Raw genomic sequence first — 19,321 nt, 5'->3', positions numbered from 1 at the left:
GGAACATTCGTCTCGACGATGACGTATCGACCAACAAACCGTCCGCAGAGGCCGGGGCGGCCGCGCGGGCTCAGTCGGAACACACCTTGAAAACGGCTGCCGCCGTGGCGTTTTCGGGGCCTCTGCCGGTGCTGGTGAGGGATGGTCGGCCCCGTGGCGAAGCATGCCGTCAGTATGAACGGTCCCCCCGTTCGGGATCGGGTACGAGCGCGTAGATGCTCGCCGGTGAGCCCGAGCCGTGTTCGCTGACGAATCCGCCGACCACGACGGTGAAATCGCGTGGTGGGAGATCGCCGAGGGCAGTGAGGATTTCGAGGCTGAGGCGGTGTTCACGGTAGAGGAGTTTGGAGACCGCGAAGGTGTCGTCGGCGCCGATGTCGGGGCTGAACGTGTCGGTGCCCAGCGCGCCTCGGTGCGCGAGGACGCCGTGTTCGAGGAGCCAGTGCACCGCGTCGGTGGAGAAGCCGGGGTGGTGCATGTGGCCGTCGGGGCCGTGGTTGGCGAAATCGTCCGTGCCCCAGCGGGCGTCCCATCCGGTGTGCAGCAGGACCGCGGCTTCGGGCGGGAAGGGGCCGTGCCGGTCCTGCCAGGTGAGCAGGTCGGTGACGGTGACCGCGTAGTCGTGATCGAGTGCGGCGCGGTCGGCGATGTCGAGTGTGACTCCGGGCAGGACGAAATCCTCGGGGAGGAGTTCGTGCGCGGCCGCGGCGCCGGCGGTGAAGTGCGCGGGGGCTCCCCAATGGGTGCCGGTGTGTTCGCCGACGGTGACCGTGCGCAGGTAGTAGCCGTCCTCGGACAGGGTGCACACGGTGTCCAGGCGGGGTGGTGGATCGCCGGGGAACACCGAGATCGTCGTGGTCGACAGTGGGTGCGACAGGTTGTGCACCGAGCCCATATCGCCTGCCTTTCGGGTGCGGACACCGCGGTCGGGGATCTTTCGGCGGTCATCATCGCGTATCACCGCGCCGAACGGCTCCGGCCGATGTCGGGAAGCGTTCCGGGGTTTGCGCCGAGCGCGTCGGTTGAGGTATTTCGCCGGGTGTCGTGCCGGGGACCATCCGGCGGCCGGATCAGACGGTGTGTGCTGTGCAGAGCGTCAGCTGTGCCGGGCGAGAAAGCGTACGCCGACGTGGCCGGTGGCGCGACGGTCGAAATGGCTGGCGCAGCATGGAATTGATGAGGGCGATGTGCCGGATCTTTCGCACACCGTGTGTGAAGCCGCACCGGTTGGGAATACGTTGACGTGGTATTTGTCGCGATTACGGGTGCGGGAATCGGGCCCGACTACCCATCCGCGCGCCCATCGCATACCTTCGGACACCGTGAGTGATGTAACACCGGCCCGACCGGGCGTCCCACCGGACGCGACTGCCGCCGCCCCGCCCACCCGGGGAGGTGTGGGTGCCGCGCGCAGATATCTGTCGCTACGGCGGGTGCGTTCGCGCGATGTGCGTCAGGTGCTGGGCTCGATGGTGATGGCGTTGCTCACCGCCACGATCACCCTGGCTTTCGCGCCGGCGATGCACGCGTCGGCGTCGGTGAACAATCCGGGTTCGGAGAATCGGGCCGCGCGCGCGGCGGTGACCGATCTGATCGGCGCGCATCCGTGGGATGTGCGGTTGCCCGCGGATTTCGCGGCCGGAGCGGGGTACACGCCGGTGGTGGAGAATCATCTGCTGGTGGATCCGGGTGGGGCGTGCTCCTCGCCGATCCAGTTGCCCGCGGAGTTCAAGTCCGCGTGCCGTGCCCATGATCTGGGGTATGACGTGTTGCGTTATGCCGAGCGGCGGCATCAGCCGTTGGGGGCGTGGGGCCGCCAGGCCATCGACGCGGTGTTCCAGCAGCGTATTCACGCCGCGTGCGCGGCGCGGGCGGACAGTATGTCCGAGACGGGGTGCGAGTTGATGGCGACTGTCGCCACGACCGGGGTGGATCTGAATTCCCGGCGTCAGAATTACGCGACGCCCGAGCCGGAGTATCTGTTCGGTACCCAGTTGTCGGGTAAGAGTTTCGATCATCAGCTCTGGCGGATGGGTGGTCCGGCGGTGTCGGCGGTGATCGGTGCGCTGGTGGTGCTGGCGGGTGCGGGGATCGGATATCGGCGCTGGAGCCGGAGGGTTGCGCGATGAGGGCGTTGCCGGTGTTGCGGCGGCTGCGTCCCCGGGTGGGGACCGTGGTGGCGGTGACGATCGCCGCGGTGGTGTCGTTGCTGCCGGAGGTGTTGCCCCGGACCTCGGCGACGCAGGCGGTGCTGACCGGTGTGCTGGCTGCGGTCGCGATCGGGATCGCGGGGCTCGGGCGGATCGTGTTGCGGGGGCGCGGTATCGATGTGGAGGCCCGCTGGGGTCAGCATCGGGTGCCGGTGTGGCTGGTGTGCGGGTTCGCGGTGATCGCGGCGACGGTGAACGCGTCGCATTGGCAGAGTGGTTTGCGCGCGGATATGGGGATGGCTCCGGTCGGCCCGGAGTACTGGTTGCGCGCGGCGGTGGGTACCGCGGTGCTGGGGGCGATTCTGGTGGGGTTGTCGCGGGGGCTGCGGTGGGTCGTGCGCAAGGCCAGCGGCGGCGGTGGGCAGTTGCCCGCGCAGTTGCCGTCTCCGGCGCTGCCGGAAGCGGCTCCGGCGCGCGAGGGGGACGGTGATGACGAGCAGGCCGAGCCCGAACCCGCGGTGTCGGGGCGAGCGGTGAGGTAGTCCGGTGGGTGAGCCGAAGGTCGTGTTGGTGACCGGTGCCGGGAGCGGTCTGGGCCGGGCGGTGGGTTTCGCGGCGAGCGCGGCGGGACATCGGGTCGTGGCCGCGGGGCGCACGGCCGCGAGGTTGGCTGAAACCGTGTCCGCCGCACCGGGTCCCGGGCCGGTGGAGGCCGTGGTCGCCGATGTGACCGATGCCGAGTCGGTGCGGGCGTTGTTCGAGCACATCGAACGGCGGTGGTCGCGGCTGGACGTGCTGTTCAACAATGCCGGGGTGTTCGGGCCGGTGCTGCCGGTGGAGCAGGTCCGGGACGAGCAGTGGCGGCAGGTGATCGATACGAATCTGACCGGGTCGTTCCTGTGCGCGCAGGCGGCGTTCGCGCTGATGCGGCGGCAGGATCCCGGTGGCGGGCGGATCATCAACAACGGTTCGATCTCCGCGCATGTGCCGCGCCCGTACGCGGTGGCCTACACCGCGAGCAAGCACGCGGTCACGGGTCTGACCAAGGCGTTGGCGCTCGAGGGCCGGGCGCACGATATCGCGGTGGGTCAGATCGATATCGGTAACGCGGCCACCGAGTTGACCGCGGGGATCGCCGCGGGTGCTCTGCAGGCCGATGGCAGCGTGCGGCCCGAGCCGACGATCGACGCGGCCGAGGTGGCCCGGTTGATCGTGCAGACGATCGATCTCCCGCTGAACACCTCGGTGCCGTTCCTGACGGTGATGGCCACCGCGATGCCGTATCTCGGACGCGGCTGAGCCCTGCCCGCTCAGCCGAGGAGCGAAGCCGAGCAAGCAACGTTCAGAGCAGCCCGGCCAACGCGGACAGCGGCCCCGGCAGCCCGGCGAGGTGCGTGCGCACCCCGGTGGTGACCGGATCGGGCATGCGCTCGCGCAGCCGGTCGAGTTCGGCCTGCATGACCGCCAGGGTGTGTTCGTAGCAGCGGTCGACGGTCGCGGGGTCGGTGTGGTCGCCGGGTTCGGTGGACCAGTGCAGCGGCGGCAGGAAGCTGACCTGCACCGAGGCCGGGAGCGGCAGTTGCGGCAGGACCGGGGCCAGGCCGAAGGGGACCCCGAGGGTGTAGGGAAAGACCTTGGCGCGCAACAGTTTGTCGAGTCCGAGCAGGCGTGCGGTGCGTTCGCCGCGGCTCAGGACGAAGATCGCGTCGTGGCCGCCGTTGGCGACCGCGGGGATGACCGGGATGCCCAGTTCCAGGGCCAGGCGGATGAAGCCGCGGCGTCCGGCGAAGTCGACCCTGCCGCGTTCGGTCCACGGGCGGCACGCCTCCCAGTCCCCGCCGGGGTAGACCAGGACCGCGCCGCCGTCCTTGACCGCGGTGGTGGCCGCTTCCCGGCAGGCGGGCAGTACGCCGATGGCGCGCAGGTTGTCCCCGAGTATCGGGGTGCGCAGCAGGATGTCGTGCGCGACACCGAAACTGGGTTCGTCGCGGCGGTGGTCGAGCATGGTCAGGAAGGTGATCCACACTTCCGGGGCCCAGTAGATCGAGGAGTGGTTGCCGATGATCAGGGCCGGTCCCGAGGTGGGCAGGTGTTCGAGCCCGGTGACACTCGGGGTGAAGTACCGGGCGTATGCCCGCGCGACGGGGATCAGCGGGTGGTCGGGGTCCGGGAGTGTGGTGGGGATGTGCATGGGCCTTCCTGTCTGTCGGGTCGGCAGGACAGAACGGCCGCCGGGCATGGCTGCCCTCGGTCACATCCCCGTTGATAGTCCCTGATGGGCCGCGAAGATCCGCGGTCCGGTTCGCCGCGCGCGTGATCGTCGTCGATCCCCGCGGCCGTCCTCCTGCACCCGCGACGGTAGCAGCCAAGCACTTGCTTGGTGGCGAATGTGCGCTATCCCACTACAGCCCTGCCCACCTGCGGCTCAGCGTTCCGGGCACACCAATCGGTGCTGGTGGGCGTACACCACGGCGTGGATCCGGTCGCGCACACCGAGTTTGGCCAGCACCCGGGAGACGTGCGTTTTGACCGTCTCCTCCCCGACGTGCAGTGCCGCGGCGATCTCGCTGTTGCTGCGGGCGTCGGCCAGCAGCAACAGCACCTGTTTCTCGCGGGCGGTGAGGGTGGCGACCTCGGGTGGTTCGGTGTGAGCGGTGAGCGTTCCGGCGAACTGTCCGGCCAGCCGCCGGGTCATGGACGGGTCGATGACCGCGTCCCCGCGCGCGGCGATGCGCACCGCGGCGATCAGTTCCTCCGGTGGCAGTGTCTTGAGCAGGAATCCGCTGGCCCCGGCCCGCAACGCGCGCGCCAGGCTCGCCTCGCTGTCGTAGGTGGTCAGCACCAGTACGCGGGTGCCGCCCGCGGCGACGATGGCCTCGGTGGCGGCCAGGCCGTCGAGTTTGGGCATGCGCACGTCCAGGATCGCCACGTCGGGGCGCAGCCGGGCGACCTCGGCGACCGCGGAACGTCCGTCGCCGACGTCGGCGACGCATTCGGTCTCGGGATGCGCCTGCACGACCGCGCGCAGCCCGGAGCGGAACATCGCGTGGTCGTCGGCGATCAGGACGCGGATCGGGTCGTTCATGTGCCTCCCAGCGGTAGCGAAACCGTGATGCGCCAACGGTTCTCGCGCTCGACACCGTAATCGACGGTGCCGCCGAACAATTCGGCGCGGCGGCGGATCCCGTCCAGGCCGCGGTGCAGCGAGTGGGTGGTATCGGGTTGTGCGGCAAGGGGATTGGTTTCGGTGATCAGGACCCGGTCGTGGTGTTCGCGCACGGTGAGTTCGGCGCGGCCGTCGCCGTGGCGCAGCGCGTTGGTGAGCATCTCCTGCACGATCCGGTAGACGGTGACGTCCAGGGATTCGGGCAGCGGGGTGCCCGGGCCGGTGGTGTGCAGGGTCAGGTCCAGGCCGGTGTCGCGGACGTGGGTGGCGAGTTCCTCGATGTCGGCGAGTCCGGGTTGCCGTCGTCCGGCTTCGTCGCGGCCGTGCAGCAGATCGAGTTGGCGGCGCAGGTCGACCATGGCCGCGCGGCTGCTGGCCTCCACCGCCGCCAGGGATCTGGTCGCGGCCTCCTCGTGCGGTGGCGGGCCGGTGGTCAGGGCCATGCGGGCGGCTCCGGCGTGGATGCCGATGGCGCTGACGTGGTGGGAGATCACGTCGTGCAGGTCGCGGGCGATGGCCTCGCGTTCGTCGGACAGGGCGCGGTCCAGGGCGGCGCGTTGTTCCTGTTGCCGGAGGCGTTCGCGCTGTTCGAGTTCGGCGATGTAGGCGCCGCGCGCGGTGGTGTAGCGCCCGACCAGCCACGGCAGCACCCCGGTCGAGACCGCGGTGACCGCCAGGCGCCGCCAGTCCGAGCAGTCGGGGGCATCGGCGATCATCGCGCTGCGACACGCGCCCGAGCCCAGCAGCGGGGTGATCAGCGCGCTGCCGCACGCGCCCGCGCCCAGCAGGGGCACGATGATCAGTGAGGCGCGTCCGGACAGCCAGGCCCCGGCGCGGTATCCGGCGATGAGGAATCCGACGTCGCCCACGCGCACCGGCAGCCCGTGCCCGTGCAGGACCACCGCCCCGGCCAGGCGCAGCACCACCTGCGCGACGGCCACGATGCCGGCGGTGCGGGGTGCGGCGGCGAACGCGAGGTCCGCGGCGGCGATCGCGGCGGTGACCGCGATCGCGGGTCCCGGTGCGACGGTGAAGATTCCGGACAGCGCCAGGATGACGGTGTCCAGGATGGCGGTCGCGACGGCCACCAGCATCGATTGGCGGGCCAGCGAGCGCAGCACCCCGGCCAGGTCACCGCCCTCGGCGGAGCCGACATCGCGGGCGGAGGCGAACAGGCGCGGCAGCCGCGCGCGCTGGCGATATCCGGATCCGCTGACCACCTCAGGCACGATACCCGCAGGCCACGGCGTGATCGTCCCGCGCGAGAGGGATATCGGGTCCCCCACGGGGGCCAGGGGCGCGATTACGCGCGGGCTGCGGGCAAAGCGTGGGTGCGGGCCGGGTCGGTGGTAGGAAAGGGGGCGTGTCCGCAACTGGTGAAGATATGCGATCGGAATCGACCTCCCGCGCGGTATCGGAGGTGGTGGATCTGGTCAGTACGCTGATCCGGTTCGACACGTCCAATACCGGGGATCTGGCCACCACGCGGGGGGAGCGCGAATGCGCCGAATGGGTGGCCGAGCAGTTGCAGCAGGCCGGGTACACCACCGAGTACGTGGAGTCGGGTGCGCCGGGCCGGGGGAACGTGTTCGCGCGGTTGCCGGGCGCGGATCCGAGCCGGGGCGCGTTGATGATCCACGGGCATCTGGATGTGGTGCCCGCGCAGGCCGCGGATTGGAGTGTGCATCCGTTCTCCGGCGCGGTGCGCGACGGGTACGTGTGGGGCCGGGGCGCGATCGATATGAAGGACATGGTCGGTATGACGCTGGCGGTGGCGCGCCAGTTCAAGCTCGAGGGCACGGTGCCGCCGCGGGATCTGGTGTTCGCGTTCCTGGCCGATGAGGAGAACGGCGGCCGGTGGGGTTCGCAGTGGCTGGCGGACAATCGCCCGGATCTGTTCGCCGGGGTCACCGACGCGGTCGGTGAGGTGGGCGGGTTCTCGTTGACGGTGCCGCGCCCGGACGGGACCGAGCGGCGGCTGTATCTGGTGGAGACCGCGGAGAAGGGTCTGGGCTGGATGCGGTTGCGCGCCAAGGCGCGTGCCGGGCACGGGTCGTTCCTGCACGAGGACAACGCGGTCACGATCCTGGCCCAGGCCGTGGCGCGGCTGGGCACGCACACCTTCCCGCTGGTGCTCTCGGATTCGGTCGCGGAATTCCTGGCCGCGGTGTCGCAGGAGTCGGGGCTGGCGTTCGATCCGGACGGCCCCGATATCGAGGGGCAGCTGGCGAAGCTGGGTACGATCTCGCGGATCATCGGCGCGACCCTGCGCGATACCGCGAATCCGACGATGTTGCAGGCCGGATACAAGGCCAATGTCATTCCCCAGACCGCCGAGGCGGTGGTGGACTGCCGGTGGGTGCCGGGCCGGCGCGCGGAGTTCGAACGGGAGGTCGACGAGTTGATCGGCCCGGATGTGGAGCGGGAGTGGATCACCGAGCTGGGCTCGTACGAGACCACGTTCGACGGGCATCTGGTCGAGGCGATGAATGCCGCGATCCTCGCGCACGACCCGAACGGGCGCACGGTGCCGTATATGCTCTCCGGCGGTACCGATGCGAAGGCGTTCGCGCGCTTGGGAATTCGCTGTTTCGGTTTCGCGCCGTTGCGGTTGCCGCCCGAGCTGGACTTCTCGGCGCTGTTCCACGGCGTGGACGAGCGGGTTCCGGTGTCCGCGCTGGAGTTCGGCACCAAGGTTTTGGAACACTTCCTGTTGCACAGCTGAGGATTTCGACCGTGTGCCGGGCCGTGTGGTCCGGTGTGGATCTCGACGATGAAAGGACGGCCTCGTGCCCGACTATTCCTACAACCCGTACGCGTCGCTGCCGCAGCTGCCGGGGTTCGAGCTGACCTCGACCGAGGTGAGCGACGGTGGCGCGTTCGCGATCGCGCAGGCCAGTGGCGCGTTCGGGGTGCCCGGCGGCAAGGATGTGTCCCCGCAGCTGTCGTGGTCGGGTTTCCCGGCCGGGACCGAGAGTTTCGCGGTGACCGTGTTCGATCCCGACGCTCCGACCGCGTCGGGTTTCTGGCATTGGGCCGTGGCCGATATCCCGGCGACGGTGACCTCGCTGGAGTCCGGTGCGGGCAGTTCGGGTGGGGTGCTGCCCGCGGGTGCGGTGCAGTTGCGCAACGACGGTGGTTTCCCGGGATTCGTGGGCGCCGCGCCGCCGGCCGGGCACGGCTATCACCGGTATTTCATCACCGTGCACGCGGTGGATGTGCCGAATCTGGGGGTGGGCGCGGACGCGAGTTCGGCGTTCCTTGGGTTCAACCTGTTCTCCCACGCGATCGGGCGCGCGCAGATCGTCGCGACCTACGAGATCAAGGGCTGAGCACCGCGAGGATCGGGGGCCGATGCGGCCCCGAGGTTGTGGCCCCGGACGGGATGTCCGGGGCCACAACACATTTGAGCCTCAGGAGTGTTCGGGTGCCCAGGGCGCGTTGTCGGTGGGGATCCAGTGGCGGCGGTGGCGGCGTTTGGCGTCGAGGTAGTCGCTGGCGCGTTCGCTCAGGGCGGTGGTGCGCAGCGGCACGACGGTGACCGCGAGTCCGGTGCGGGTGACCGCGGCGGCTTTGGCCGGGTTGTTGGTCAGCAACTGGATCGCGCTGATGCCCAGGTCGGCCAGGAGTTTGTGCAGGCTTTCCGCGGCGCCGGTGTAGTCGCGGGCATCGGCGGGGTAGCCCAGGGCCTCGTAGCTGGTGAAGGTGTCGGCGCCGGATTGTTCGCTGTGCCGGTAGCCCCGCGCCTTGGCCAGCAGGCCCGCGCCGCGGCCTTCCTGTTCGAGGTAGACCACGATCCCGGCGCCGGCGTCCTGGATCAGGTCCAGGGTCTTGTCCAGTTCGGGGCCGCAGTCGCAGTCGTCCGAGCGCAGCGATTCCCCGTACAGGCAGCGGGAGTGGATGCGCACCAGGCAGTGCTCGGTGGGGTGGCCGAAGACCAGCAGGTGGCCGTGGTCGGGGGCGCCGGTGATCTCGTGCACCTGTAACGGCAGTGCGCGGCCCCCGCGGCTGAAGGTGTGCTCGGTGTCCGCGGGGGACTCGAGTGACGGGGGCAGGACTGTGGTCAACGTTCCTCCGCGGCGAGTTTCACGATGTGGTCGATCCGGTCGGCCGCGGGCATGGCGCTGGGCACGTCGTCGAGCGACTGCGTTGCCACCATCGCGGCTGTCGCCCACGTGAAGTCGCCCCGATCGGCGGGGCGCCGCGACCGTAGCAGACGATACGCCAGCGCCGCGGAGAACGCCGCGTGAGCACCGGGCGAGCCGGTCAGCAATGTGGGGAACGGCGGTATCTCGACATCGAGGTGGTCCGAGCGCACCGAGCAGCCGAAGTCCTCGAGGGTGCACACGGTGCGCACCCCGTGCATGCGCAGTTGCCAGGCCGCGGCGTCGGCTCCGGTGAGGCGGCGCAACTCCTCGCCGCTGCCGATGAGGTAGTCGACCACGCGCAGGTGCGGGTAGAGCCGTTCGGGGCGGGTGACCGGTGGCGCGGCGTGCACGATGAGGGTGGGTGGGTGTTCGAGGGCGCCGAGGGTGGCCAGGACGTGTTCCAGGATCGGGACGGGTTGTTCGAAGCTCATCAGGACCGCGTCGGCCTCGGCCAGGGCGCGGTGCGCGGCGGGACCGGCCAGATCCTCGGCGGTGAGCACCGCGGGGTCGGCCTTGCAGGCGATGATGGTCTGTTCGCCGGTGGGGGCGACGATGACGGCGGTGACCGGTGTCGGGGTGCTGGGCACGATCTTGACCAGGTCGGTGCGCACGTGTTGCTCGCGCAGGAATTCCAGGATCCGGCGGCCCGCGTCGTCGTCGCCGACCGCGGCCATCAGGTGCACCTCGAGACCGAGGCGGGCGAGCGCGACCGCGCGGGACAGGCCCTTGCCGCCGGGGTGGGCGATGAAGCTGCCGGTGACGGTGCTGTGCGCGCGGGGGATGGTCTCGACGCGGTAGAGGTGATCGATCACCGCGTCGCCCACGACGGTCACGCGGCCGTGCACCTGGTCCGTGGCCGGGTCGGTGGGGGCCGGATGGGTGGCGAGGGGGTGCGAGCCGTAGGGGGTGCCCTCCACCAGCAGGCGGGCCAGTTCGGTGAACGCGTGGTGCTCGGGGGTGCGGCGCAACTGGCTCAGGGTGGGCGCGGGCGGGACGGTGTCGGCGTGGACCGCCTCGTGCAGTGCGCGCCAGTGCAGGCACAGGTATTCGCGGCGGGCCCCGAGGTCCTCGGCGTAGAGGTGCGCGGGGGCCGGGTGGTCGGTGCCGGTGTCCTCGAGCAGGCCCAGGGCCAGTTCGGTGTCGGCGATGAGGCGGTCGGTGGGCGCCAGGCGCCGGACCATGTCGCGGATGACCGGGACCACCGCGTCCTGGCGGCGCACCCCGAGGTGGTCCGCGTGCTGGGCGATGACGCGCAGGTCCAGCAGTGCCGCGGCGTCGATCTCGGTGCTGTCCAGGCGATCCGAGCGCAGGCCGCGGCGTTTGCGCAGCCGGGACAGCACATTGCGTACGGCCTCGATCGCCGCGTCGTTTCCGGCCATGGGGCCGAGTACCTCCATCCGATCCGCGTCGTGCTCCACCGGTGCGGATCGGTGGGGGAAACCCGCGACGAACCGGCGATTGCCGGTTTATCGACGGTCGATTCCGGCAATTCCCAACCTATCGCGACATTTGCCGCCATGGAACGGCAAGTGCCATACTGTAATCGGCGATCTCGAGCGCACAGGCTCCGGGGAGGTCATCATGCCGGAAGTGATCAGGCGCAGGCGGCGCGGTCGCGCTGCCCCGGCGGCACACGAGAGGAGAACCTCGTGACCATCGAGACGACCGACTGGGCGATGAGCAGCGATCGCACCCCCGAGCACGCGTGGCGGGTGGCCGCCGCGGGGGTGGCGGTGTGGCGGCTGAGCTGGCTGCCCGATCACCGGCTCACCTTCGACCAGGCCCGCGCCGGTATGGAACTGGACGAATTGCTCAGCGATCCGGCGATCGTGCACGATCTGGCCGCGCACCGGCGGGTCTCGGAACATTCGGCCACCCTCGGGGTGCGATACGAGCACGCGGTGGTGTTGCTCGCGCGCCGGATGCTCGAGCGGCTGCGGCGGCACTCGGGCGGGCGCACCCCGCGCGAGGCCGAACCGGTGTTGTCGGGGCGGATGATCCCGAATTCGTGAACGCGCGGCCGGTGAGCGGCGCTGCTCACCCGCACCGGGTCAGGACCGCGGGGTGTGGCCCGCGCCGACCGCGTCGGCCAGGGCGGTGTAACCGTCCGCGCGCAGCCGGGCGGCCAGGCCGCGATGCAGGTGACGGGTCCACAGCGGGCCGCCGTAGATGAACCCGGTGAATCCCTGCAGCAGCGTGGCGCCGGCCAGGATGCGTTCGTAGGCTTGATCGGCGGTCTCGATCCCGCCCACGGAGACCAGCACCAGCCGGTCCCCGACCCGCGCGTACAACCGGCGCAGCACCTCGAGGGCGCGCGCGGCCACCGGCGGACCCGAGAGCCCGCCCGCGCCCATCGCCGCGACCTGGTCGGCGGGGGTGCGCAACTGTTCGCGGCCGACGGTGGTGTTGGCCGCCACGATCCCGGCCAGGCCCAGTTCCACGGCCAGATCCGCGACCGCGTCGATGTCCTCGTCGGACAGGTCCGGGGCGATCTTCACCAGCACCGGCACCCGGCGGGTGTCCCGGCCTTCGGCGAGGCAGTCCAGCACCGCGGTCAGCAGCGGGCGCAGTGATTCGACCGCTTGCAGATCACGCAGGCCCGGGGTGTTGGGGGAGCTGACGTTGACCACGACGAAATCCGCGAGCGGACCCAGCAGCCGGGCGCTGGTGACATAGTCCTCGGCGGCGTGTTCGGCGGGCACGATCTTGGTCTTGCCGATGTTGGCGCCGATCGGCACCCCGCCGGGCTTGCGGGTGCGCAGCCGGCCCGCGGCCGCGGCCGCGCCCTGATTGTTGAACCCCATCCGGTTGATCAGCGCGCGGTCCGCGGGCAACCGGAACAGCCGCGGCGCGGGATTGCCCGGCTGCGCCTGCCCGGTGACCGTGCCGACCTCGGCGAACCCGAAACCCAGTGGGCCCCAGGCATCCACGCCCTCGGCGTTCTTGTCGAACCCCGCGGCCAGACCGACCGGCGCGGGGAACCGCACCCCGAACGCGGTGGTCTCGAGGATCGGATCACCGGTGACCGCCAGGCGCGCCAGGATCGCGCGCACGGGCGCGATCCGGGTCGCCAGGCGCATCGCCACGAACGCCCAGTGGTGGATCGTCTCGGGGGGCAGCAGGAACATCAGGCGCAGCAGCAGCGAATACATCCCGCTCACATCCCCGGTTCCGGCACCGGGAGGGAGGTCTTGCGCCGCCGCAGCAGCACGCGGCGGCTGCCGTCGGTGTAGGCGCGGACCCGCGAGAGTTCCCAGCCGCCGAACTCGGCCTGGATGGACAGCCGGATCGAGGCGGTCACCCGCGTGACCTCCGGGGGTAATCGCAGCGGGACGTATTCCCATTCCCCGTCCTCGGCCATCTCCTCCCAGCTCGCCGGGATCGATCGTCTGCCGTGTGCACGGTGCGCAGAGGCACGAGCCATCACTGCCCTCTCTTCCTCTCGTCCGCGCCGATCCGTTGCAGACCGTCGCCGGTCGCGGACCCCACGAACAGGTCCCCGGTGCGGGAGTCGACCGTCACCGAATTCGGCTGGCGCACTGTCGGGTAGCGACCCACCTCCACCGGTATACCCGTCGACAGGTCGAATCCGGCGACCTGATTGCTGCCGGTGAGGGTCACCCACACGGTGTCGGACCGCTGATCATAGGCCAGCGCGTACGGCGCGGACCCCAGCGGGAACATCTGATGCATCGAGAGCGGATCGGCGGTGTACACCAGCAGCGCGCCCTGGACGGTGTCGGTGACCAGGATCCGCCCGTAGTGATCGGTGACCAGGTTGCTCGCGCCCTGCCCGGCGCGCAGGGCCAGGCCCGCGCGCGCACGGGCCAGGTCGATCTGGGTCAGGGTGGTCCGGTCGCGGTCCAGGACCACGATCGCCGAACCGGGGGCGGCGATCTGATCGCCGGGGGTCATCCCGGTGATGGTCTGCCGCACGTGCCCGTCGGCGTCCAGGATCAGCACCCGCCCGTCGGCCAGGGCGGCGGCCTCGGTGCCGTCGGGGCGCTGGGCCACCGCGCGGACCTGCGCGTCGAGCTGGATCGGGTGCACGGTGGCCGTGGCCAGGTCGATGTGCAGGATCTGGTGTGCGGCTGCGGCCAGGACCTGACCGGGCGGGCCCGGGACCAGGGCGGTGGTGCGCGCGGGCAGGGTCACGGTGCGTTCGGGGGCCGCACCGGTGGGGTCCAGGACGCGCACGGTGACACCGTCGGCGCCCAGCAGCGCCAGCAGCCCGGTGCCCGGTTCGGCCAGGACCGCGGCCAGCGGCCCGGACGCGGTGACCGTTCCGGCGGGGGTGGTGTGGGAGATCGGCGCGGTCGCGGCGGTGGCCGGTGCGCCCGCGGCAGAGGTGCCGCCGCCGCCGGAATGCCGGGCGCAGCCGCTGAGCAGCGTCGCGGCCACGACCGCCACCGCGGCCGCCGCGCACACCGACCGGTGCACTCCGTGAGCGCGCATACTCCGAACTCCTTCTCACCTGCCGGGCGGTGCGCTGTGGCCGCACCGCCGCGGGACCGTGCGCGGTGTGTTGTGGTTCCCGCTCCCGGCCCCGGCCCGCTCATGCGGGCTTTCTTATCTGACCATGATCGCGGACCGGACCGGCTCGCCGGGGTGGTTCCGGGCCGGTGGGCGCGTCGCGGACACCGTGGCAACGCGCGGACGCGAGGTGCGGCGGTGCGGGAACCGGCGTCGCGCGGCGTTACGGTGGACCCGCGCACACGGCCCGATCAGGAGATTCGGTTGAGCACAGACCCAGCGCGCGGATTTTCCGTGCAGGACATCACCGTCGGCGCGTTCGCGCACGGGTTCGGCACCACCGAGGACGGGCGCTCGTTCGCGTTCCGCACCGTGCGCGCCACCTTGATGCTCGAGATCTATCGCACAACTGCCGATACGCAGGTCCCGGGCCCGGAGGATGTGATCGCCGTCGCGCGGGCCCGGGTCACCGACATCGATGTGGACGACGAGCGCAGCGTGATCGCACTGGTGCGTGATCTGATCCCCGCCGCGGTACCCGTGCCCGCCGAGAACCGCGGCGCGCGCCGCGAATTCACCACGGTGCGGGCGCTGCTGCTGCGCCTGAGCGCGGTCATCGACGGCACATCGGCGTGACGGACTGGTGGCACAGTGAGAAGTACGGTTAACTTCGAGGCCGTGAGGATGGCGATGGCAGTGCGAGCAACGGCCCGGGGCGTACGGATCGGCGGTGCGCTGGGCGTACTGGCGGCGGTGATGGTGAGCACCGCGTGCAGCAGCGACCCGGACGAGGCGTCGGTGGCCGCGGCCCGCTCCTCGGCGTACGCGGCGCTGACCTCCTCCTCCCAGGCCGCCGCCGCGAGTTCGGCCACCCGCCCGCCGATCCCGACCGCCGCGCAACTGGACTCCCAGCTCAAACGCGCCCTGGATCCCGCGCTGCCCGACAGCGACCGCACCAACCTGATCCAGGACGGCGCGGCGTTCGAGTCCGCGATCCCGGACATGTACAAGGCGCTGCACGAACACCCGAACGCGGTCTACGGGGTGGTGGATCCGGTGTTCGACAACCACGACGGCACCCTGACCGCGACCCTGCGCCTGGACAAGGACGGCAGCGGGGAGAACGTGCGCACCACCGTCATGCACTTCGTCGATGTCGACGGCACCTGGAAGATCTCGCGCACCGACCTGTGCGGCATCCTGCGTTCGGCGGACTACCAGACCGCGGCCTGCGGCTGAACCGGGACCGGACGGGAAATCAGTTGAGCCGCACCGTGATCGAAGAACCCGATACCGATTCCGCCCCGGCCGGGCACGGCTGGTTCCGGGAGCTGTCGCTGCGGTGGGGCCGGTTCGTGCACCGCCACCGCTACCCGGTGCTGGCGGTGTTCGTGCTGCTGGTCGCCGCTTCGGGGATCTACGGCCACGATCTGGGACCGCGCCTGACCCAGGGCGGCTGGTTCGACGACCACAGCGAATCGGTGATCGCCTCCCAGCTGGCCGATGAGACATTCGGGCGCGACACCGACGCCGACGTGATCGTCCTGTACACCGCCCCACCCGGACACACCGTCGACGATCCGGGCGTGCACACCGCGATCGCGACCGCCCTGGAGAACCTGCAAACCCGCAACCGGGACCGGATCAAGAAGATCGACAGCTACTTCGACGGCCCGATGATGGGCAAGTTCGCCGACGCCGCACGCACCCACGCGTTCGCCAGCATCGGTCTGCGCGGGCAGGACACCGCGACGGTGAACAACTATCTGGCGATCGAGGACCAACTCGGCGCCGGAACGCCCGGCACCGGACCCGGCGGCACGACGGTGCAGCTGGCCGGGCTGCAACCGGTGGTCGAGGGCATCAACCTGGGGATGCAGCACGATATCCGGCGCGCGGAGCTGATCGCGTTGCCGCTGGTGGCGATCCTGCTGTTCTTCGTGTTCGGCGGGGTGGTCGGGGCGCTGCTGCCGGTGCTGATCGGCGCGATGACCGTACTGGGCACCCAGGGCATCATCCGGATGCTGACCGGCCTGATCGATGTGAACGTGTTCGCCAGCGCGGTGGTCACCCTGGTGAGCCTGGGGCTGGCGATCGACTACGGACTGTTCGCGGTCACCCGATTCCGGGAAGAACTCGCCGCGGGGTGCAGCGTGGAGGAGGCCACCGCGCGCACCGTGGCCACCGCGGGACGTACCGTGCTGTTCTCCGCGGCGATCATCGCGGTGAGTCTGGGCGCGTTGTTCATCTACCCGCACCAGGTGCTGCGATCGGTGCCCTACGGCGGGATCAGCGCGGTGCTGCTGGCCGCGGTGCTGTCGGTGACCGCGCTGCCGGCGTTGCTGAGCATCGTGGGGCCGCGGATCGACCTGTGGGGCTGGCATCGGCTGGGCAGTGTGCGCAACGCGGAGCCGGTGGCGATCTCGACCACACTGCGCGAGGAACGCGGGCAGGGGTTCTTCTCGGATCTGGCGTTGTTCGCGATGCGCCGCCCCGTGCGGGTGATCGTGCCGGTGGTGCTGGGGCTGCTGGTGTTGCTGATTCCGTTCCGGCACATCGAATTCGGCGGATTGAGCGAACGATATCTGGCCGCGGACAATCCCGCGCGCGTGGCGCAGGAGGATTTCGACCGGCTGTTCCCGGACTTCCGCACCCAGCCGCTGAAACTGGTGGTGGTGGGCGCGAATCCGGCGCAACTCTCCGACATCCGGTTCCAGGCCGATTTCGCGCCCGGACTGACCGGCCCGTTCGAACCCGCCGCGCCGACCACCGACGGCATCAACGTGCTCTCTGCCGGGCTGATCGATCAGCAGCATCCCGACGCCACGATCGACACCCTGCGCGCGATCCCGCATCCACCCGGGGTGAAGGTGATGGTCGCGGGCGTTCCGGCCCTGGAACGGGACAGTATCCGCGGGCTCATCGACGGGCTGCCGCTGCTGGCGGGGATCCTGATCCTCGCCGCGCTCGCGCTGATGTACGTGGCGTTCCGGTCGCTGATCCTGGCGGTGAAGGCGGTGGTGATGAGCGCGCTGAGCCTGGGCGCGACGTTGGGGGTGCTGACCTGGATCTTCGTCGACGGACACGGGTCCGGGCTGTTCGATTTCACGCCGGGGCCGTTGATGTTCGCGGTGCTGGTGCTGATCGTGACGGTGCTGTTCGGATTGTCCACCGACTACGAGGTGTTCCTGCAATCACGGATGACCGAGGCGCGCGCGGGGGGCGCACCGCCGCGTGAGGCGATCCGCTACGGCATCGCGCACACCGGCGGGGTGATCACCTCGGCCGCGGCGATCCTGATCGTGGTCACCGGCGCGTTCGGGTTCTCGGATCTGGTGCTGATGAAATACATCGCCTACGGGATGATCGCCGCACTGGTCCTGGATGCCACGGTGATCCGGTTGCTGCTGACTCCGGCGGTGCTGAAACTGGTGTGGCGCTGAGCATTTCAGCCGGGTGTCAGCGGCGTAGCGGCAGGACCAGTTGCGCGCCGGTGACCGGATGGTCGATGACCTCGACCGGATGCTGGTACACCTCGGTGAGCAACTCGGTGGTCAGGACCTCGCGTGGCGCTCCGGCCGCGGCGAGCTGTCCGCGTCGCAGCACCGCGACGGTGTCGGCGTAGGCCGCGGCGATCCCCAGATCGTGCAGGACCACCACCACCGCGGCTCCGGCGGCGGCGCGGTCGCGGGCCAGGTGCAGGACCGCTTCCTGATGCCCGAGATCCAGTGCGGCGGTGGGTTCGTCCAGCAGCAGGGTGGTGGTGTGCTGGGCCAGCACCCGGGCCAGGGCGACGCGGGCGCGTTCACCGCCGGACAGCGCCGGGAACGGGCGCTGGGCCAGATGGGTGACATCGGTGGCGGCCATCGCGGCCGACACGGCGGCCGGATCGTGGTCCCGGCGCGGGGTGCGGGCCCACGGTGCGCGGCCCATGGTGACCACTTCGTGCGCGGTGAACGGGAATCCGACATCGTGGGTCTGCGGCAGCACCGCGCGGCGGCGCGCCATGTCGACCACCGCCCAGTGCCCGAGGGTGCGGCCGTCGAGTTCGACTGTGCCGGTGGCGAGTTCGAGTTCCCCGGCCAGGGCCGCGAGCAGCGTGGACTTGCCCGCGCCGTTCGGCCCGACCAACGCCAGGATCCGCCCCGCGACCACCTCCAGGTCCACCCGGTCCAGGACCCGGCGACCGCCACGGTCCACGCTGACCTGCCGGGCCCGCATCGTGACCGTGCCCGGCGGCGGATCCTCGGGCAGCGCGTGCGGGCGCGCGAACGCCCGCGTCAGGGTCCGGGACATTCCGCTCATCGATGGTCCTTCCACACACTCGGCCCGGTCCTGTCGCCCCCCGCGCTCACGCCCACCCTCCCGAACGGGCGCGGGTGCGGCGCAGCAGCCAGAAGAAGAACGGGCCACCGACCAGGGAGGTGAGCATCCCCAACGGCAGATCCGCGTTGGTGACCAGATCCCGGGCCCCGATATCGGCGGCCAGCAGCACCACCGCGCCCAGGATCGCCGAGAGCGGGATCAGCACCCGATGCGCGGGACCGACCAGCATCCGCACCACGTGCGGCACGATCAGCCCGACGAACAGGATGATCCCGGTGAACGCCACCCCCGCGGTGGCCAGCACCGCCACCACCAGCACGACGTTGCGCCGCAACCGTTCCACATCCACACCCAGATGCCGGGCCGCGGCCTCCCCGAGCGCGAGCAGATCCAGCCGCGGGGCCATCAGGATCGCCGCGATCACCCCGGCCGCGGTCAGCGGCGCGACCACGGCCACCGACTGCCACGTCGCGCCGTTGAGGCTGCCCAACTGCCAGAACACGATCTGATCGCGCGCCGCGTCCGATGCGGTGAACAGCAGGAACGACATCAGGCCACCGGCGAACGCGTTGACCGCGACCCCGGTCAACACCAGCGTCACGGTCTCGGTGCGCCCACCCGAGCGCGAGAGCAGATACACCAGCAGCGTCGTGCCCAACCCGGCCACGAACGCCCCCGCCGCCACCGACCACGCCGCGGCGAACGCGCCACCGACCACGATCACCACCCCCGCACCGACCGCCGCCCCCGCCGACACCCCGATCACCCCGGGCTCGGCCAGCGGATTGGCGAACACCCCCTGCAACAACGCACCCGCTGTCGCCAACGCCGCCCCCACCAGCAACGCCAACACCACCCGCGGGAACCGCACCTGCAACAACGTCACCTGACCGGCCGGATGCCGCGGCAACGGCCCCCAATCCAGCCCGATCCGATGCAACACCGTCCCGACCACCTCCAGCGGCGACGTAGGCACCTGCCCGATCCCCGCGGACACCAACGCCAACCCCACCAGCAACGCGATCGACACCACGAACACGACCGTCACCCGCGACCGC

Annotated in this window: 20 protein-coding genes; 9 read left to right on the top strand and 11 right to left on the bottom strand. The window is 70.7% G+C overall.

Annotated features, from left to right (window positions below; all coding sequences use genetic code 11):
* Positions 1-169 precede the first annotated feature (169 nt).
* Positions 170-895, bottom strand: a complete 726-nt coding sequence (locus tag NRB20_RS26220; protein WP_153413547.1) for a cyclase family protein — start codon at positions 893-895, stop codon at positions 170-172.
* Positions 896-1,322: 427 nt separating this feature from the next.
* Between NRB20_RS26220 and NRB20_RS26215 the strand changes: the two genes are divergently transcribed.
* Genes NRB20_RS26215 through NRB20_RS26205 form a run of 3 tightly spaced genes read left to right on the top strand, consistent with a single transcriptional unit; the run spans position 1,323 to position 3,449 of the window.
* Complete coding sequence (locus NRB20_RS26215; RefSeq protein WP_153413545.1) at positions 1,323-2,129, top strand: hypothetical protein; 807 nt, start codon at positions 1,323-1,325, stop codon at positions 2,127-2,129.
* Positions 2,126-2,692 carry an alpha/beta-hydrolase N-terminal domain-containing protein gene (locus tag NRB20_RS26210; protein ID WP_153413543.1) on the top strand — a complete coding sequence of 189 codons (567 nt, stop codon included), beginning with the start codon at positions 2,126-2,128 and terminating at the stop codon, positions 2,690-2,692. Before NRB20_RS26215 ends, NRB20_RS26210 begins: the two co-directional genes overlap by 4 nt.
* Before the next feature lie 4 nt (positions 2,693-2,696).
* The gene (locus NRB20_RS26205; RefSeq protein ID WP_319945411.1) at positions 2,697-3,449 is read left to right on the top strand and encodes an SDR family oxidoreductase; all 753 of its coding nucleotides are present in this window, start codon (positions 2,697-2,699) and stop codon (positions 3,447-3,449) included.
* 43 nt (positions 3,450-3,492) lie between these two features.
* Here NRB20_RS26205 and NRB20_RS26200 read toward each other — a convergent pair whose 3' ends face one another.
* From NRB20_RS26200 to NRB20_RS26190, 3 genes are all read right to left on the bottom strand, one after another.
* Positions 3,493-4,341, bottom strand: a complete 849-nt coding sequence (locus tag NRB20_RS26200; protein ID WP_194290011.1) for a lysophospholipid acyltransferase family protein — start codon at positions 4,339-4,341, stop codon at positions 3,493-3,495.
* A 234-nt stretch (positions 4,342-4,575) separates the two neighbouring features.
* A complete protein-coding gene (locus tag NRB20_RS26195) occupies positions 4,576-5,235 on the bottom strand; it encodes a response regulator (RefSeq protein ID WP_153413539.1) in 660 nt (219 codons plus the stop codon).
* Positions 5,232-6,536, bottom strand: a complete 1,305-nt coding sequence (locus NRB20_RS26190) for a sensor histidine kinase (RefSeq protein WP_319945410.1) — start codon at positions 6,534-6,536, stop codon at positions 5,232-5,234. Before NRB20_RS26190 ends, NRB20_RS26195 begins: the two co-directional genes overlap by 4 nt.
* A gap of 164 nt (positions 6,537-6,700) precedes the next feature.
* On the opposite strand from NRB20_RS26190, the gene NRB20_RS26185 reads away from it, so the two are divergent.
* Both NRB20_RS26185 and NRB20_RS26180 read left to right on the top strand, forming a co-directional pair.
* Positions 6,701-8,041 (top strand): M20/M25/M40 family metallo-hydrolase, encoded by a 1,341-nt coding sequence (locus NRB20_RS26185; RefSeq protein WP_153413537.1) that lies wholly within the window; start codon positions 6,701-6,703, stop codon positions 8,039-8,041.
* A 64-nt stretch (positions 8,042-8,105) separates the two neighbouring features.
* A complete protein-coding gene (locus tag NRB20_RS26180; RefSeq protein ID WP_319945409.1) occupies positions 8,106-8,648 on the top strand; it encodes a YbhB/YbcL family Raf kinase inhibitor-like protein in 543 nt (180 codons plus the stop codon).
* Positions 8,649-8,729: 81 nt separating this feature from the next.
* Here NRB20_RS26180 and NRB20_RS26175 read toward each other — a convergent pair whose 3' ends face one another.
* On the bottom strand, positions 8,730-9,383 hold the full coding sequence (locus tag NRB20_RS26175) for a GTP cyclohydrolase II (protein ID WP_227833868.1): 654 nt from the start codon (positions 9,381-9,383) through the stop codon (positions 8,730-8,732).
* The gene (locus tag NRB20_RS26170) at positions 9,380-10,843 is read right to left on the bottom strand and encodes a PfkB family carbohydrate kinase (protein ID WP_153413535.1); all 1,464 of its coding nucleotides are present in this window, start codon (positions 10,841-10,843) and stop codon (positions 9,380-9,382) included. Before NRB20_RS26170 ends, NRB20_RS26175 begins: the two co-directional genes overlap by 4 nt.
* Before the next feature lie 270 nt (positions 10,844-11,113).
* Between NRB20_RS26170 and NRB20_RS26165 the strand changes: the two genes are divergently transcribed.
* Complete coding sequence (locus tag NRB20_RS26165) at positions 11,114-11,476, top strand: hypothetical protein (RefSeq protein WP_194290010.1); 363 nt, start codon at positions 11,114-11,116, stop codon at positions 11,474-11,476.
* A 39-nt stretch (positions 11,477-11,515) separates the two neighbouring features.
* Here NRB20_RS26165 and NRB20_RS26160 read toward each other — a convergent pair whose 3' ends face one another.
* Genes NRB20_RS26160 through NRB20_RS26150 form a run of 3 tightly spaced genes read right to left on the bottom strand, consistent with a single transcriptional unit; the run spans position 11,516 to position 13,919 of the window.
* Positions 11,516-12,616 (bottom strand): quinone-dependent dihydroorotate dehydrogenase, encoded by a 1,101-nt coding sequence (locus NRB20_RS26160; RefSeq protein ID WP_153413767.1) that lies wholly within the window; start codon positions 12,614-12,616, stop codon positions 11,516-11,518.
* Positions 12,617-12,621: 5 nt separating this feature from the next.
* Positions 12,622-12,888, bottom strand: a complete 267-nt coding sequence (locus tag NRB20_RS26155; protein WP_153413533.1) for a DUF5703 family protein — start codon at positions 12,886-12,888, stop codon at positions 12,622-12,624.
* A complete protein-coding gene (locus NRB20_RS26150) occupies positions 12,888-13,919 on the bottom strand; it encodes an SMP-30/gluconolactonase/LRE family protein (protein WP_194290009.1) in 1,032 nt (343 codons plus the stop codon). Before NRB20_RS26150 ends, NRB20_RS26155 begins: the two co-directional genes overlap by 1 nt.
* Positions 13,920-14,201: 282 nt before the next feature.
* Here NRB20_RS26150 and NRB20_RS26145 point away from each other — a divergent pair, with 282 nt between their 5' ends.
* The 3 genes from NRB20_RS26145 to NRB20_RS26135 are packed head-to-tail and all read left to right on the top strand — an operon-like array spanning position 14,202 to position 17,380.
* Entirely contained in the window at positions 14,202-14,573 is a 372-nt protein-coding gene (locus NRB20_RS26145) for a hypothetical protein (protein WP_153413531.1), read from the top strand.
* 54 nt (positions 14,574-14,627) lie between these two features.
* Positions 14,628-15,176, top strand: a complete 549-nt coding sequence (locus NRB20_RS26140) for a hypothetical protein (RefSeq protein WP_153413529.1) — start codon at positions 14,628-14,630, stop codon at positions 15,174-15,176.
* Between the two features lie 23 nt (positions 15,177-15,199).
* Complete coding sequence (locus tag NRB20_RS26135; RefSeq protein WP_227833867.1) at positions 15,200-17,380, top strand: MMPL family transporter; 2,181 nt, start codon at positions 15,200-15,202, stop codon at positions 17,378-17,380.
* A gap of 16 nt (positions 17,381-17,396) precedes the next feature.
* On the opposite strand, the gene NRB20_RS26130 is transcribed toward NRB20_RS26135, so the two are convergent.
* Positions 17,397-18,233 carry a heme ABC transporter ATP-binding protein gene (locus NRB20_RS26130; RefSeq protein WP_227833898.1) on the bottom strand — a complete coding sequence of 279 codons (837 nt, stop codon included), beginning with the start codon at positions 18,231-18,233 and terminating at the stop codon, positions 17,397-17,399.
* Positions 18,234-18,288: 55 nt separating this feature from the next.
* A complete protein-coding gene (locus NRB20_RS26125) occupies positions 18,289-19,311 on the bottom strand; it encodes a FecCD family ABC transporter permease (protein WP_319945434.1) in 1,023 nt (340 codons plus the stop codon).
* Between the last annotated feature and the right edge of the window lie 10 nt (positions 19,312-19,321).

The sequence above is a fragment of the Nocardia macrotermitis genome (assembly GCF_009604405.1).
Taxonomy (GTDB): Bacteria; Actinomycetota; Actinomycetes; order Mycobacteriales; family Mycobacteriaceae; genus Nocardia; species Nocardia macrotermitis.
Note: the sequence above shows the minus strand (reverse complement) of the source record. Positions and strands in the feature narration are given on the sequence as shown.

What these genes read in the sequence shown, in the direction of transcription:
- NRB20_RS26220 (WP_153413547.1), bottom strand. Translation starts at nt 895, where the DNA reads ATGGGCTCGGTGCACAACCTGTCGCACCCACTGTCGACCACGACGATC.
- NRB20_RS26210 (WP_153413543.1), top strand. Translation starts at nt 2,126, where the DNA reads ATGAGGGCGTTGCCGGTGTTGCGGCGGCTGCGTCCCCGGGTGGGGACC.
- NRB20_RS26200 (WP_194290011.1), bottom strand. Translation starts at nt 4,341, where the DNA reads ATGCACATCCCCACCACACTCCCGGACCCCGACCACCCGCTGATCCCC.
- NRB20_RS26195 (WP_153413539.1), bottom strand. Translation starts at nt 5,235, where the DNA reads ATGAACGACCCGATCCGCGTCCTGATCGCCGACGACCACGCGATGTTC.
- NRB20_RS26185 (WP_153413537.1), top strand. Translation starts at nt 6,701, where the DNA reads ATGCGATCGGAATCGACCTCCCGCGCGGTATCGGAGGTGGTGGATCTG.
- NRB20_RS26170 (WP_153413535.1), bottom strand. Translation starts at nt 10,843, where the DNA reads ATGGCCGGAAACGACGCGGCGATCGAGGCCGTACGCAATGTGCTGTCC.
- NRB20_RS26160 (WP_153413767.1), bottom strand. Translation starts at nt 12,616, where the DNA reads ATGTATTCGCTGCTGCTGCGCCTGATGTTCCTGCTGCCCCCCGAGACG.
- NRB20_RS26155 (WP_153413533.1), bottom strand. Translation starts at nt 12,888, where the DNA reads ATGGCTCGTGCCTCTGCGCACCGTGCACACGGCAGACGATCGATCCCG.
- NRB20_RS26150 (WP_194290009.1), bottom strand. Translation starts at nt 13,919, where the DNA reads ATGCGCGCTCACGGAGTGCACCGGTCGGTGTGCGCGGCGGCCGCGGTG.
- NRB20_RS26140 (WP_153413529.1), top strand. Translation starts at nt 14,628, where the DNA reads ATGGCAGTGCGAGCAACGGCCCGGGGCGTACGGATCGGCGGTGCGCTG.
- NRB20_RS26130 (WP_227833898.1), bottom strand. Translation starts at nt 18,233, where the DNA reads ATGTCCCGGACCCTGACGCGGGCGTTCGCGCGCCCGCACGCGCTGCCC.